Below are 12,892 nucleotides of genomic sequence, written 5' to 3'. Positions count from 1 at the left end.
AAACAGTTTGTTATCGACGCCTTGTGTTGCGGAACGCTCCGACAGCATCAGCAATGAGATTCTCAGCCGCATGGGAGTGAGGCTTCCAGTTGTTGCTATAGAAGAGTGCTAAAACAGAATAAAGATTGCGATACTTGCAATTTTGATCTGCCGCACGACGGCAAAAGAAAAAAAGCCGTCGTACAGCAGACACTTTGACACGCCCATTTGAAACGGCGGCTTTGATTTTCAGAGCTGCCGTTTCTTTGCGCTTGCACAAACCAATGACGACCCGTTGAAACTGTAAGGGCACGGTGGCCTATGGAGGTATCGCCGTGTCCATTTTTCTTTTCTGCAATCCCCCTAATAATCTACGGTCAAAAAAAGCTCATGCCCTGCAATGGAGTATTCCGGGCATGAGTATGAATACAGAAATCATGTAAATAGATTTTGTAATTCTTCTGCGCCTGTCTGCGTTTTGCAGACAGGCGCTTTTTGCCGTTTTCTTAGGTTCTGTGTTGGCTGTCGATCACCTCCTGCTTCTATCCCTCGAAACGCAACGATGAAACAGGAGGTGCAGCGCATGGAGTCTTCCTAAAGAATTTTTTCAAGAATTTTTCTGCGCATTTGCCAAAACGCATGGTGCAGACCGTAGTAGTGGCGAAAGGGGAAGAAAACCGTATCACCCGCCTTTGCGGACGCGAAGGGAGGTGAATACATGAAGCCTCATTCGCACGAAGAACATATCCAGCACTCCTTTGATGCTTTCTGCAAAAAGGTACTGCGGAACGAAGCGCGGGACTATCAGGATGCGCTGGCACGGAAAAGAAACCGAGAGGTCTATTTTTCTGAGCTGCCCATCGAAGTGCTGGAACAGTTCGCTGTCCGTGACACCTATTTCACGGATAGCCGCACATTTGAAGTCATTGGCCATTCGGTTTGTATCGACGATGAAACGCTGGCAGAAGCAATCTCCGCTTTGCCTGTTGACCGCAGAGATATTATCCTGCTGTCTTACTTCCTCGATATGTCCGACGCTGAAATTGCAAATGTGCTGAACATGGTGCGCCGTTCCGTTGCCTATCGCAGGACAAGCACCCTAAAGCTGCTGAAAAACCTGATGGGAGGAGAAAACAGATGACAAGTCAATCGAAGAATAACCGTCTGTTGCCGCTGACCGTCATTGAAGCGGCTGCTGGCGGTGACGTGGAAGCGATCAACGCCGTTCTGAAACACTATGCAGGGTACATAGCCCGTCTGTCGATGCGTGAGCTTTACGACGAGTACGGCAATCCCCATCTCTGCGTGGATGAAGAACTGCGGCGCAGGCTGGAAACGAAGCTCATTACCAAGCTGCTCACATTCCGTGTGAGATAACTGACGCCTGACAGAAACGTGTTCCCCCCTTCCTCGTTTCTGTCCGTTGCACCTTGACAAATATGCCCGCAAGAGAACGGCGGCGCATCATAGGCAAAACGGGTACGTTCCTTTTGCGCCGAGCTGGACGGCTGGTACGCCATGACGCATATCCGGGAGGATATGCCGAGCGACAAATACCGCGCCGTAAAGCAAGTGTGGCAGCTTGCAGGCAATGACGCGCAAAACACATAATGATACGACCTTACAGCCACAGTCCGAGCGTTCAAAGCGTCGCAGGCGATGGGTAGGGCTGCACGAGAACCGTGCGGGGGTGAAACTCCCTTGGAGCTGCGCCAGCAGCCGTCCGTTTTGTCATTCCCTTTTGTAGTTATTTCGTTTCCCATGAAAGGGGGATTTGTTTCTATGGAAACAACCATGAAGAAAACAACGTCCCCGATTGTACGCGAGTACAAGATCGGGGATATAACGTATATCGTCAAGGCCGTCGTCAAAGACGGCGCGAAAGAGGACGCCGTGACAAAGGTGCGCCGCCTGATTCAGAATGACTTGCGGGGTAAAAAAGTTACAAATAATTTTGAACCCGCCTAATGACGGCGAGCGAGATCTCTGGTATAATATAAATAACCTGTTTGTCCGGCTGCCGGAATAGGAGGCAACATGAAAAAGCAGCCCGACAAAATCACCGCATATTACTACCGTGCGGCGAACAAACAAACAGACCTGAACCTTGACAATCAAATGCACCGACTTTTGAGCCATGCGCAGGAAAACGGAACGGACACCTATATGTTCTTCGTGGACAATGGGTACAGCGGCCTGACCGCCGAGCGTCCGGCGTTTCAAAATCTGCTTGGAGCAATCCATGAGAACCGCGTGCAGAAAATCGTTGTCGTATCGCTTAACCGACTTTACCGCGGCTATCTTGCAGCGGTGCAGTTCCTTGATGATATGGAGCAGCGCGGTATTCCGATTTACTCCATTACAGATGGCGATCTGCCCCTTTGCCGAAATCTATATCACGGCATTGTCAACGCATACCGCAGTTCTTCCGAGAAAGGCGGTGAGTGCAGATGACGGGATTTACCTTTCAGAGCTTGAAACCGCAGGACAGTTTAAGCAATGAGCTTCGCAGCGTGATCCGCGATAATGTTTTGCAGTTCTACGCCAAGGGGCTATCTACGGAAGCAGAGGAAGAAGGTCTGACCGCCCTGTATGAGCGCCTTTCTCAGGAAGATAAGCTGGATGGTGAAAGCAACTCCATAGCGAACCAGAAGAAGATTCTGGAACGCTACTGCAAGGATCACGGGATTACCGCCTACCGCCATTATGACGAGGACGACGGTTATTCCGGCACAAACTTCAACCGTCCGGGCTTCCAGCGTATGCTTGCCGACATCAAGGCTGGGCGGATCAAGCGTGTCATTGTAAAGGACATGAGCCGCTTCGGGCGCGATTATCTCCAAGTGGGAATGTATACCGATGTTGTTTTCCCGGAGTTTGGCGTTCATTTCATTGCCGTCAATGACGGCGTGGACAGCACACGCGGCGAAAGTGAGTTTACCGCAATCCGCAATGTGTTCAACGAAATGTATGCCCGCGATACCTCTAAGAAGATTCGCGCTACATGGCAGAGCAAAGGAAAGTCCGGTGAGCATTTGACGACCATTCCGCCCTATGGGTATATGAAAAGCCCGGAGGACAAAAAGAAATGGATCGTCGATGAAGAAGCCGCAGCCGTCGTACAGAAGATATTCTCCCTGTGCGCATCCGGCAAGGGACCCACGCAGATTGCTAAATGGCTCAAACAGCAGCAAATCTTGAACCCAACCGCCTATTGCCATGCGAAAGGTCTGCCGACCAGCAACAAGCCGACAGCAGACCCGTACAAATGGACAAATGAAACGGTTTCCCGCATTTTGGAGCGCGTAGACTATCTGGGGCATACCGTAAACTTCAAGACTACAAAGCAGTCCTACAAGAGCAAGAAGAAAATCTGGAATGACCCTGCGGACTGGGTGATCTTCGAGAACACCCAGCCGCCGATCATCGAGGAAAGTGTGTTCCTGATTGTTCAGAACATTCGCAAGGCGCGTCGCCGTCCTACCAAGATGGGCGAAATGGGTATGTTCTCCGGGCTTCTGTATTGCGCAGAGTGCGGCGGCAAAATGTATCAATGCCGCGCTACCAACTTTGCAGAGAACCAGAAATACTTCATCTGCTCCACCTACCGCAAGGGTAAGGATCTCTGCACGACCCATTCTATCAAGAATGTTGTGCTGCATGAAATCGTTCTGCGAAATCTGCGGGAAGCAATCTCCTATGTTTCAGAACATGAAGCGGAGTTCATTCAGGACGCAGCCGAGAGCGATATGCGGGACAGAGATGCAGAGTTTGTTCGGAAGCGCGAAACGCTGGCAAAGGCGGACACGCGGATTGCAGAGCTTGACCGCATTATCTCCCGACTGTATGAGGACAACGTGATTGGCAAGCTGTCAGACGAACGGTTTATCAAAATGTCCCATGACTACGAGCTGGAACAAAGCAACCTGAAATCAATGGCAGAAGTCCTGCGCAAGGATCTGAAGCAGCAGGAGCAGCAGAAAACCAATGTTAAGGCGTTTATCGCTGCCGTGAAGAAGTATACGGATTTGCAGGAGCTTGACGCGGCTGTTCTCCGTGCTTTCATTGACAGGATCGAAGTTTCCCATGTTGACAAGAAATCCAGAACGCGGGAAATCACCATCGTTTATAACTTCATCGGTGCATTTGACTTCACACGGGCAATCGAAAATGCCCGTAACACAAGAAAAAAAGAGCAAAGAACGGCATAGCCGTTAAGCTACACCGTTCCTTGCTTCAATGTTTTCCTAAGTCACCGCCGCATTTGCGGGGCGGCTTTTTTTGTACTTTGCAGACCGCATTATTGTACAATAAAACTTTAACGGATAAAATTATGGAAATTGTACATTGACAACCTATGGTTGTTACTGTAAGATAGAAAAGAACCAACAAAGCCCCGTATACAAAGAGAGATTTGCCCGCTGCACGAAACGGGCCGACACGACAGGAGGAGAAGATGACCGTTAAAGAAAAAAGCCTGTGGCTGATGCAATACCGCACCGCCCTGGATCAGGAACGCTTTTTGGAGGAGGAGGTGCAAAGCCTGAACAGCGACGCCCAGCGCATGACCACCCGCCTGACCGGTATGCCCGGCACGGGGCCGAACCCCGACCGTTTGTCCCGCGCCGTGGAACGGCTGGATGCAGCCCGCGCCCAGCTGGACAGCCAGATCGAGGCCTGCATGGGCATCCGCTGCAAGGTGGCGCGCGCTATTTCCGCCGTGCCCAACCTGACCGCGCGCGAGGTGCTGCGCCGCCGCTATGTGGACGGGCAGAGCTATGCCGAAATTGCCGACGAGATGGGCCTGGTCGAGCGCCGCGTTTACCAGCTGCACCGCATGGGCCTGCAAAAGCTGGAACCCGAAAAACAGGCCGGATTTCAGTGAAATTTCAGTTTTATTTCAGCTTTTCTTCAGTAGAATTTCAGCAAAATTTCAGTATTTCTTCATTGTAAAATACAACCTAAAGTAGTAAAATGATAACATCGAAAACCGCGAGAGAGAAACAAAACTCCCTCGCGGTTTTTGATTGCCCCAAACCGAAAGGAGAGTGATGCCTTTGTGTGTGACCTGACGCCGGAGCACGTTCTGGCGGAGCTGGCAGAGATCGCCTTTGCCGACCCGGAGGCCGCCAACGCGCCGCCGGTAAAAACCGCCGACAAGCTGCGCGCGCTGGAGATGCTGTACAAGCATCTGGGTCTGGGCGAAAAAGCCTGTGACGAGGGGGTGATCATTGTGGATGAGGAATAAGGGGGAACGCCAATGCAGGTACGCTTAAAGCAAATCATACCCGCCGTGTTCTGGCCGGTACACCGCGCCATCAGCGCCGGTACCGTGCAGGAGGTCGTGGCCAAGGGCGGGCGCGGCTCCGGCAAAAGCAGCTATGTCTCGCTGGAGCTGGTCTATCGGCTGCTGCGCACGCCGGACTGCCACGCCGTGGTGCTGCGCAAGGTGGCGGGCACGCTGCGCAACAGCGTGTACAACCAGATCTTGTGGGCCATCGATGCACTGGGCTGCGGGGCGTATTTCCGCTGCACCGTCAGCCCGATGGAATGTACCTACCTGCCCACGGGGCAGAAAATTCTGTTCTTCGGGTTGGACGACGCGGGCAAGCTCAAAAGCCTGAAACCGCCCTTTGGGGCGGTGGGGCTTTGCTGGTTCGAGGAGCTTGACCAGTTCGACGGTGCCGAGGAGGTGCGCAATGTCGAGCAAAGCCTGCTGCGCGGCGGGGGATACAGCCTGACCTTTAAGAGCTTTAACCCGCCCGCCATGGCGCGCAACTGGGCAAACCGCTACGCCCTGCAGCCGCGCGACGGCAAGCTGGTGCATCATTCGACCTACCGCGACCTGCCCCGCGCCTGGCTGGGCGAGCGCTTTTGGGCGGATGCCGAGCACCTGAAAGCCGTCAACCCCGACGCCTACCGCCACGAATACGGCGGCGAGGTGGTGGGCAGCGGCGCGGCGGTGTTTGCCAACCTGACCCTGCGCGCTGTGACCGATGCCGAGCTGGAAGCCTTTGACCGCCTTTACCACGGGGTGGACTGGGGCTGGTACCCCGACCCGTGGGCGTACAACGCCGTGCATTACGATGCCGCCCGCCGCACGCTGGTGATTTTTGACGAGCTGACCCGCACGCGCACCACCAACCGCGACACCGCCCGCCTGCTTTTGGAGCGCGGTGTGGGCGGGGACGAGGGCGGCCCCCTGACTGCCGACGCCGCCGAGCCGAAATCCTGCGCCGACTACCGCGCTGCCGGGCTGCCCTGCCGCGCCGCCCAAAAAGGCCCCGGCAGTGTGCGCGAAAGCATGAAGTGGCTGCAGGGGCTGGCGGGCATCGTCATTGACCCGGCGCGCTGCCCCGACACCGCCGCCGAATTTGCCGAGTACGAGTACGAGCGCGACCCCCGCACCGGCGAGGTGCTGCCCGGCTACCCCGACGTGAACAACCACCACATCGACGCCGTGCGCTATGCGGTGGAGTGCATCTGGCGGCGTCGCGGCAGCTGAGAGGGAGAAAATTCAACTGTGAGAGGAGATTTTGTGGAAAACTTTTTAGAGCAAGCCTTCGGCAGAAATGATGTCACCACGCCGAAGATGCGCGCGGCCTTGCGGGAGTGGTTTGACCTGTACTGCGGCGCACCCCGCCCGCAGGAGGACACCGCCCTGCGCCCGGCGGCGCTGATCGTGGGCAAATTGTGCCGCACGGTTTTTGCCGAGTACGAGGCGCGTCTGCCCGCTGACGCCGCGCCCGCCCGCAAGGCAAGCCTGGCCGCGCTGAACTGCGTTGCCAAGACCGCGCTGCAATATGCGATGATCGGCGGCGAGTGCCTGCTGAAGCCGGTACCGCAAAAGGCCGGTTTTGCGTTTGCGGCTATCCGCCGCGACTGCTATGTGCCGCTGGCGCGCGATGCCCACGGGCAGCTGCTGGCGGTGGGCACGATGGAGATCTTTACCGTGGAAAGCCGCCGCTACGCCCTGCTGGAACGCCGCACCGCAGGCGCGGACGGGCTGACCATCGAGACCCGCCTGTTTGAGCTGAACGGCCAGGCGCTGGGGCGCTGTGTGCCGCTGGATACCCTGCCCGCCTGCGCCGACCTGGTGCCCCAGCTGGTATTGCCCGGTGTGTCGGGCGTGGGGCTGGCGGTGCTGCGTATGCCGCTGGTCAACTGCGTGGACGGCAGCGCCGATGCCGTAAGCATTTACGCCCCCGCAGCAGGGCTGCTGCACGCGCTGGCGCGGCTGGAGGCCCAGCTGAACGCCGAGTTTGCCAACGGCGCGTCCCGCGTGTTTGCGTCGGAGGATCTTTTGCGCCCCGATGCCGCCGGGCAGCGCGCCCTGCGCGATGATTTGTTTGTCGGCCTGCCCGACGACCCCGCCAACGTGGGGGTGACGGTGTACAGCCCCGCCCTGCGCGAGCAGAGCTTTTTGAACCGCAAGCAGGACCTTTTGCGCGGCTGCGAAAGCCTGCTGGGATTGCGGCGCGGCATTTTGAGCGAGCAGGAGTGCAGCGGCGAGGCCCGCACCGCCACCGAAATTGCCGCCGCTGCCGCCGACTATGACGTGACCGTGCGGGAATTGCAGGGCGCGTGGGCGGCCGCCGCCGACGAGGCCATGCAGCTGTGCGCCGCGCTGGGCCGCCTGTACGGCAACGACCCCCACCCCGCCGCGCCGCTGACCGTGGACTGGGGCGACGGCGTGTTGTACGACCGCGCCCGCGTCTGGCAGGAGCAGCAGACGATGGTCGAAAAAGGCATGCTGCGCCCCGAATTGGCGCTGGCGTGGTACTATGACCTGCCGCACGAAACCGAGGCCGACCTGGCCGCTATCCGCCGCCATTACCTGCCGAAAGGAGAAACCGAAGATGGAACAAACGAAGCATGAACCCCCCGCACCCTACGCCGCCGGCACCGGCACCGCGCCGCTGAACCCCGACCGCGCCGCGTGGGACCGCATGAGCTACCGCGAGCGCCTGGCCCTGAAGCGCGAAAACCCCGAAGCCTACCGTGAAATGAAAAAATACTGATACAACGAAAGGAATTGCACTATGGCTGATATCATTACCAAGCTGTCCGACCTGATCGACCCTGAGGTTATGGCTGACATGGTCAGCGCCCGCGTACCCAAAAAGATGCGCGTTGCTCCCTTTGCCAAAATCGACGACACGCTGGCGGGCGTGCAGGGCGACACCATCACCGTGCCCGTTTACACCTACATCGGTGATGCCGCCGACGTCGCCGAGGGCGGCGAGGTCGCCATTGAAAAGATGACCACCTCCACCCGCAAGGCCAAAATCAAAAAGGCCATGAAGGGCATCGGCCTGACCGACGAGGCCGTGCTGTCCGGCTACGGCAACCCCGTGGGCGAGGCCAACACCCAGCTGGCGCTGGCCATCGCCGCCAAAATCGACAACGACTGCATGGAAGCCCTGCAGACCGCCCCCCTGATCTACGACGGCAGCGCCGCACCCATCAGCTACAACGCCATTGTCGATGCCGTTGACCTGTTTGAGGACGAGATGGGCTGCAGCGACAAGGTCATGTTCATCCACCCCAAGCAGGTGACCGAGCTGCGCAAGAATCCGGATTTCCTCAGCGCCGACAAGTACAACCCCGGCGTGGTGCTGACGGGGGAGATCGGCATGATCGCGGGCTGCCGCCTGGTGCCCAGCAAAAAGGTACCGCTGACGGACGGCGTCTACGCCTGCCCCATCGTCAAGCTGGAGGCGGACCCCGAGACTGAGGACGAGATCCCCGCCCTGACCATCTACCGCAAGCGTGAGGTCAATGTCGAGACCGAGCGCAAGCCCAAGACCCGCACCACCGAAATTACCGCCGACGAGTTCTATGTGGCGGTGCTCTCCAACGAGGCCAAGGTCGTGCTGGCTAAGTTCAAGGAGTAAGGGGGAGCCTATGCCGGATTACGCGTACTATTGCGACCACTATCTGGGCGAGGATATCCCCGAAACGGAGTTTGCCGCCTGTATGCGTCGCGCCGAGGGCAAGCTCGCCTACATGAAGGAGGTCTATGCCGTGCAGCCGCGCAAGGGTCTGACCGCCGAGGAGGCCGAGAACATGGCGCTGTGCGCCATTGCCGATGCGGTGTATGAGTTCAAGCAGGAGGACGAGGCCCGCGGCCTGACCAAGGTGACGGTGGGCAGCGTGAGCGAAAGCTACGCCGAGCCGCCCGAACTGTGCGCCGCCACGCTCAGCGGCCGCGCCGCCCATTACCGCCACGAAGCGGGCTACTACCTGCGGATCGGACGGTGGCTGAATGGCTGACAACCCGCTGTTTGCCGACACCGTGACGCTGTACCACGCCGACCCCGCCGCCCACACGGTGACGCGGCGGGTGCTGCGCGGCGTCTACCTGCAAACGGGTATGCGGCAAAAGCCCGACGTCAAGGGTACAAAGTCGGGCACCTCGTTTTTGCTGGTGATCCCCGCCGCCGTGTGGGACGGCGCAGCGATGACCCCCGGCGACCGCCTTTGCCGCGGCGAAGGCGCCGCGCTGAGCTGGCAGCAGTTTGCCGCCTTTGTGCCGGGTGCGTCCGATGCGGCGGCTGTTGAGTACATTCTGCCGCTGATGCACCGCGGCAGGCTGCACCATGTCGAGGTCGGCGCCTGGTGGCAGGGCACGGGCAGCGGGGCGCACAGCCTGACCCGATAAGGCAGAACGTTACCAAGCGGTGTGCCGCTGCGGCGGCCGCGGCACACCGTGATTTTTATGGGAAAGGCAGAATCGTGAACACAAACATTCTTACGACGCTGTGTGCATTTTTGCGCACAGCACCCGCCCTGCGGGACATCACCCTGGCAGCGGAGCAGCTGCCGCCCGCCCCCTTTACGGCGGGGCTTTGGGGCAGGGGAACCGCCGTAAAGGCAACGCGGCAAAACCTGTGGGGAGAGACCCGTCAAAGCCGCCGCAGCGAGTTTTTGCTGCGCCTGTGCCTGCCGCTGCCCCCCGGCGATGACGCCGCCGCCCTGCAAAATGTGCAGCGGCTGGAAACCCTGCAGGCCTGGCTGGCCGCGCAAAGCGCCGCGCACACCGCGCCGATTTTCGGCAATTACGACACCGATGCCGAGACCCTGCGCACCGCCGACGCCTGTATGGAGCGCGCCGATGCGGGCGGCACCGCCTGCTACACCCTCCGCCTTTGGGCGGACTACACCGTGGCTTACACGGAAAAAGGAGAACTTGCATGAAGATCCAACGCAAATATATGGCGCATTATCTGAACGCCGCTTTCGGCGGCGAAGCTGCCTACACCCGCCTGGGCGACGATCTGGAGGAGTTTTCCCCCGAAATGAGCGCCAATGTGGAAAAAAAGTCCAACATTCTGGGCGAGACCAGCGTGACCATCAACAGCTACCAGAAGCAGGGCGAGGTCAAGCCCTACTACGCGCAGGAGGGCGACCCCCTGTTTGAAAAGCTGCAGGCCATCATCGACGGCGACCTGCTGCTGGACGAGCTGAAAACCGACATCGTGGAGGTCAAGCTCTGGGGCGAGGTCACCGGCACCGCTTACCCCGCCGTGCGCGAGGAATGCTACATCGAGGTGACCAGCTACGGCGGCGACACTACCGGCTACCAGATCCCGTTTGTGGTGCATTACACGGGCGTCAAAACCAGGGGCAGCTTTGATGTAAAGACAAAAACCTTCACCGCAGCGTAATTTTTGAGAGGAGGAGAGGGACGATGCAGAACCTTACCATTGATACCGGTATGCAGGAATTTTGTGTCAACGGGCGGGGCGTTTTGCGCTTTAACCCGGCGGACCCCAACCTGTACCACCGCTTTTTTGCGCTGGGCGCACAGCTGGACGCGCTGGATGCCGAGCTGACCGCCCGCACCCCCGCCGATGACGCCGAGGGGCTGGCCCTGCTGGCGGAGTATGACGGCAAGATTAAAGCCCTGCTGACCGAAATTTTCGGCGCGCACAACGACTTTGACACCCTGCTGGAAGGGGTCAGCCTGGCAGCCGTGGGGCAAAACGGCAAGCGCGTTGTGCAAAACCTGCTGGAGGCGCTGACCCCTGTGCTGCAGGCGGGGGCAGAGCAGCACCTGCAGGCTGTGGCCGATGCGGCCGCCGCCGAGGCCGACGCCGCGCGCGTGCAGCGGCAAAGCCTGTGATCGCGGCGTGGACGCTGCCCCGCTGCGCCGTGCTGGACGGGCAGGAGTATGAGATCCGCACGGATTACCGCGATATTTTGGAGGTGCTGCGCTGGCTTTCGGGCGGGGCAGACCCGCAGCTGAAGCCGGAGGAGCGCTGGTACATTGCGATGCGGCTGTTTTACCCCGACTTTGCCGCTATGCCCGCCGCCGTATGGGGCGCGGCGACCGCCTTTTTGCAGGAGTTTTTGCTGGCGGGCCGCCCCGAACCGCAGCCCGGCACCCCGCAGCTGATGGACTGGCAGCAGGACGCGCCGCTGATCGCGGCGGGCATCCGCCAGGCGGCGGGGTGCGATGTGCGCAGTATGCCGTACCTGCACTGGTGGAGCTTTCTGGCTTGCTTTGATGCCATCGGGCAGGGCAGCTTTGCCACCGTGGTGGCGATCCGCGACAAGCTGCGCCGCGGCAAACGGCTGGAGGCGTGGGAACTGGAATTTTACCGCACCCACCGCGCCGCCGTGGAGCTGCGCCGCCCTGACACCGACGAGGCAGATGCGCAAAAACAGCGGCTGCTCGCACTTTTGGATGACAAAAAGGAGGGTGTATGCAAAAAAATCTGACCTTGGAAAAAACGCTGAGTACCGCTGCCCCCACCGCCAAAATGCAGTCGACCCTGCAAGGGCTGACCGCAGCCCTGCGGGGCGTGGGCACGGCGGGCAGCCAGACCAAGCGGGTGCTGGCCGACCTGCGCACGGGGCTGCAAAAAACGGCCGCCCAGGCAAAACGCAGCCTGGCTGCCTTTGATGAGATCAACCGCCTGCAAAGCGGCGGCACCGCCGCCAAAAAGAGCGGCAGCAAGGCCAAGGCCGCCAAGGCCGACCCTGCCGAAACGCTGACGCCATGGCAGCAGGCGCTGCAGCAGCTGCGCGAACAGTGGGATGGATTTTACGCCCATATCCGCAGCCTGCTTGCCCCGCTTGGCACCGCGTGGGATGCTCTGTGCCGCAGCTTTGCCGAAGGCTGGCAGGTGTATGCGCCCGCCATCACGGCGGGGCTGGCCACGGCCCTGCAGGGGGTCAAGACCCTGCTGCAGACGCTGTGGGAGGGAACCTTGCAGCCCTTTTTGCAAAACTGCGCGGGGCTGCTTGCCACGCTTTGGCAGCAGCATTTGCAGCCGCTTTGGCAGCAGCTTGCGCTGACGCTGGGCGCGCTGGCAAACCTTTTGCTGAATTTGTGGAACACCGTGCTGGCCCCGCTGCTGCAATGGGCGGCGGCGACCTTTGGCCCGGGTGTGGCGCTGGTATTCAGCGGGCTGGCCACGGCGGCGGCCGGGTTTGTGGGCGTGGTGGCCGACTGCGTGAACATCGCCCTGACCGTGCTGCAGGGGCTGGCGGATTTTGTCAGCAGCGTGCTGACGGGGCAGTGGGATGCGGCCTGGAACACCATGGCCGAAACCGTGTCCGCGGTCTGGCAAAAGATCGTAGCTATGGTACAAAATGCTGCGTCCGCTGCCGTGAACGCCGTCAAATCCATGTTTGACGGGCTTTTGAGCATCGTGCAGAATATCCTCTCGGCCATAGGCGGTGTCGCCGGGCGCGTGGGGGCTGTGTTCAAGGGCGGCGGTGCAGCCGTGCAGCCCTTTGCGGCGCTGCCCGCCCTGCCCGTGCCCGCGCTGGCGGGCGGTGCGGTCATACCCGCGAACCGCCGCTTTTTGGCCATGCTGGGCGATCAGCGCAGCGGAACCAACGTCGAGGCACCGCTGGATACCATCAAGCAGGCCGTGGCCGAGGTGCTGAACGGCTTTGC

Annotated in this window: 18 protein-coding genes; all 18 read left to right on the top strand. The window is 59.6% G+C overall.

Going from position 1 to position 12,892, the window contains the following annotated elements; translation table 11 throughout:
* Positions 1 to 697: 697 nt before the first annotated feature.
* On the top strand, positions 698 to 1,120 hold the full coding sequence (locus Q0I19_RS11325) for a sigma-70 family RNA polymerase sigma factor (protein ID WP_022287788.1): 423 nt from the start codon (positions 698 to 700) through the stop codon (positions 1,118 to 1,120).
* On the top strand, positions 1,117 to 1,356 hold the full coding sequence (locus tag Q0I19_RS11320) for a helix-turn-helix domain-containing protein (protein ID WP_195388200.1): 240 nt from the start codon (positions 1,117 to 1,119) through the stop codon (positions 1,354 to 1,356). Before Q0I19_RS11325 ends, Q0I19_RS11320 begins: the two co-directional genes overlap by 4 nt.
* A 324-nt stretch (positions 1,357 to 1,680) precedes the next feature.
* Positions 1,681 to 1,947: a transposon-encoded TnpW family protein gene (locus Q0I19_RS11315; RefSeq protein WP_296023789.1), complete on the top strand. Its 267-nt coding sequence runs from the start codon at positions 1,681 to 1,683 to the stop codon at positions 1,945 to 1,947.
* 69 nt (positions 1,948 to 2,016) lie between these two features.
* A complete protein-coding gene (locus Q0I19_RS11310) occupies positions 2,017 to 2,433 on the top strand; it encodes a recombinase family protein (RefSeq protein WP_294761734.1) in 417 nt (138 codons plus the stop codon).
* A complete protein-coding gene (locus Q0I19_RS11305; protein WP_296023788.1) occupies positions 2,430 to 4,190 on the top strand; it encodes a recombinase family protein in 1,761 nt (586 codons plus the stop codon). The genes Q0I19_RS11310 and Q0I19_RS11305 overlap by 4 nt, the downstream gene beginning before the upstream one ends.
* 245 nt (positions 4,191 to 4,435) lie before the next feature.
* Positions 4,436 to 4,864 (top strand): sigma factor-like helix-turn-helix DNA-binding protein, encoded by a 429-nt coding sequence (locus Q0I19_RS11300; RefSeq protein WP_294761732.1) that lies wholly within the window; start codon positions 4,436 to 4,438, stop codon positions 4,862 to 4,864.
* Between the two features lie 174 nt (positions 4,865 to 5,038).
* Positions 5,039 to 5,227 carry a hypothetical protein gene (locus tag Q0I19_RS11295; RefSeq protein ID WP_294761731.1) on the top strand — a complete coding sequence of 63 codons (189 nt, stop codon included), beginning with the start codon at positions 5,039 to 5,041 and terminating at the stop codon, positions 5,225 to 5,227.
* A 12-nt stretch (positions 5,228 to 5,239) separates the two neighbouring features.
* Positions 5,240 to 6,484: a PBSX family phage terminase large subunit gene (locus Q0I19_RS11290; RefSeq protein ID WP_294761730.1), complete on the top strand. Its 1,245-nt coding sequence runs from the start codon at positions 5,240 to 5,242 to the stop codon at positions 6,482 to 6,484.
* Between the two features lie 33 nt (positions 6,485 to 6,517).
* Positions 6,518 to 7,858, top strand: a complete 1,341-nt coding sequence (locus tag Q0I19_RS11285; RefSeq protein ID WP_294761728.1) for a hypothetical protein — start codon at positions 6,518 to 6,520, stop codon at positions 7,856 to 7,858.
* Positions 7,839 to 8,000 (top strand): hypothetical protein, encoded by a 162-nt coding sequence (locus Q0I19_RS11280; protein WP_294761727.1) that lies wholly within the window; start codon positions 7,839 to 7,841, stop codon positions 7,998 to 8,000. The genes Q0I19_RS11285 and Q0I19_RS11280 overlap by 20 nt, the downstream gene beginning before the upstream one ends.
* Before the next feature lie 21 nt (positions 8,001 to 8,021).
* Positions 8,022 to 8,876: a N4-gp56 family major capsid protein gene (locus Q0I19_RS11275; RefSeq protein ID WP_294761725.1), complete on the top strand. Its 855-nt coding sequence runs from the start codon at positions 8,022 to 8,024 to the stop codon at positions 8,874 to 8,876.
* Positions 8,877 to 8,886: 10 nt separating this feature from the next.
* The gene (locus tag Q0I19_RS11270) at positions 8,887 to 9,255 is read left to right on the top strand and encodes a hypothetical protein (protein ID WP_294761723.1); all 369 of its coding nucleotides are present in this window, start codon (positions 8,887 to 8,889) and stop codon (positions 9,253 to 9,255) included.
* Positions 9,248 to 9,643 carry a hypothetical protein gene (locus tag Q0I19_RS11265; protein ID WP_294761721.1) on the top strand — a complete coding sequence of 132 codons (396 nt, stop codon included), beginning with the start codon at positions 9,248 to 9,250 and terminating at the stop codon, positions 9,641 to 9,643. Before Q0I19_RS11270 ends, Q0I19_RS11265 begins: the two co-directional genes overlap by 8 nt.
* Before the next feature lie 74 nt (positions 9,644 to 9,717).
* Positions 9,718 to 10,179: a hypothetical protein gene (locus Q0I19_RS11260; protein ID WP_294761720.1), complete on the top strand. Its 462-nt coding sequence runs from the start codon at positions 9,718 to 9,720 to the stop codon at positions 10,177 to 10,179.
* Complete coding sequence (locus tag Q0I19_RS11255) at positions 10,176 to 10,649, top strand: hypothetical protein (RefSeq protein ID WP_294761719.1); 474 nt, start codon at positions 10,176 to 10,178, stop codon at positions 10,647 to 10,649. The genes Q0I19_RS11260 and Q0I19_RS11255 overlap by 4 nt, the downstream gene beginning before the upstream one ends.
* A 23-nt stretch (positions 10,650 to 10,672) precedes the next feature.
* Positions 10,673 to 11,107: a hypothetical protein gene (locus Q0I19_RS11250; protein ID WP_294761718.1), complete on the top strand. Its 435-nt coding sequence runs from the start codon at positions 10,673 to 10,675 to the stop codon at positions 11,105 to 11,107.
* Complete coding sequence (locus tag Q0I19_RS11245; RefSeq protein WP_294761717.1) at positions 11,104 to 11,706, top strand: Gp15 family bacteriophage protein; 603 nt, start codon at positions 11,104 to 11,106, stop codon at positions 11,704 to 11,706. Before Q0I19_RS11250 ends, Q0I19_RS11245 begins: the two co-directional genes overlap by 4 nt.
* The coding region (locus tag Q0I19_RS11240) for a hypothetical protein (RefSeq protein ID WP_294761716.1) at positions 11,691 to 12,892 on the top strand (1,202 nt) is incomplete at its 3' end. The genes Q0I19_RS11245 and Q0I19_RS11240, both read left to right, overlap by 16 nt.

This window comes from uncultured Gemmiger sp., assembly GCF_934561205.1.
Taxonomy (GTDB): domain Bacteria; phylum Bacillota; class Clostridia; order Oscillospirales; family Ruminococcaceae; genus Gemmiger.
Note: the sequence above shows the minus strand (reverse complement) of the source record. Positions and strands in the feature narration are given on the sequence as shown.

What these genes read in the sequence shown, in the direction of transcription:
- Q0I19_RS11270 (WP_294761723.1), top strand. Translation starts at nt 8,887, where the DNA reads ATGCCGGATTACGCGTACTATTGCGACCACTATCTGGGCGAGGATATC.
- Q0I19_RS11290 (WP_294761730.1), top strand. Translation starts at nt 5,240, where the DNA reads ATGCAGGTACGCTTAAAGCAAATCATACCCGCCGTGTTCTGGCCGGTA.
- Q0I19_RS11300 (WP_294761732.1), top strand. Translation starts at nt 4,436, where the DNA reads ATGACCGTTAAAGAAAAAAGCCTGTGGCTGATGCAATACCGCACCGCC.
- Q0I19_RS11310 (WP_294761734.1), top strand. Translation starts at nt 2,017, where the DNA reads ATGAAAAAGCAGCCCGACAAAATCACCGCATATTACTACCGTGCGGCG.
- Q0I19_RS11250 (WP_294761718.1), top strand. Translation starts at nt 10,673, where the DNA reads ATGCAGAACCTTACCATTGATACCGGTATGCAGGAATTTTGTGTCAAC.
- Q0I19_RS11325 (WP_022287788.1), top strand. Translation starts at nt 698, where the DNA reads ATGAAGCCTCATTCGCACGAAGAACATATCCAGCACTCCTTTGATGCT.
- Q0I19_RS11275 (WP_294761725.1), top strand. Translation starts at nt 8,022, where the DNA reads ATGGCTGATATCATTACCAAGCTGTCCGACCTGATCGACCCTGAGGTT.
- Q0I19_RS11280 (WP_294761727.1), top strand. Translation starts at nt 7,839, where the DNA reads ATGGAACAAACGAAGCATGAACCCCCCGCACCCTACGCCGCCGGCACC.
- Q0I19_RS11305 (WP_296023788.1), top strand. Translation starts at nt 2,430, where the DNA reads ATGACGGGATTTACCTTTCAGAGCTTGAAACCGCAGGACAGTTTAAGC.
- Q0I19_RS11255 (WP_294761719.1), top strand. Translation starts at nt 10,176, where the DNA reads ATGAAGATCCAACGCAAATATATGGCGCATTATCTGAACGCCGCTTTC.
- Q0I19_RS11320 (WP_195388200.1), top strand. Translation starts at nt 1,117, where the DNA reads ATGACAAGTCAATCGAAGAATAACCGTCTGTTGCCGCTGACCGTCATT.
- Q0I19_RS11265 (WP_294761721.1), top strand. Translation starts at nt 9,248, where the DNA reads ATGGCTGACAACCCGCTGTTTGCCGACACCGTGACGCTGTACCACGCC.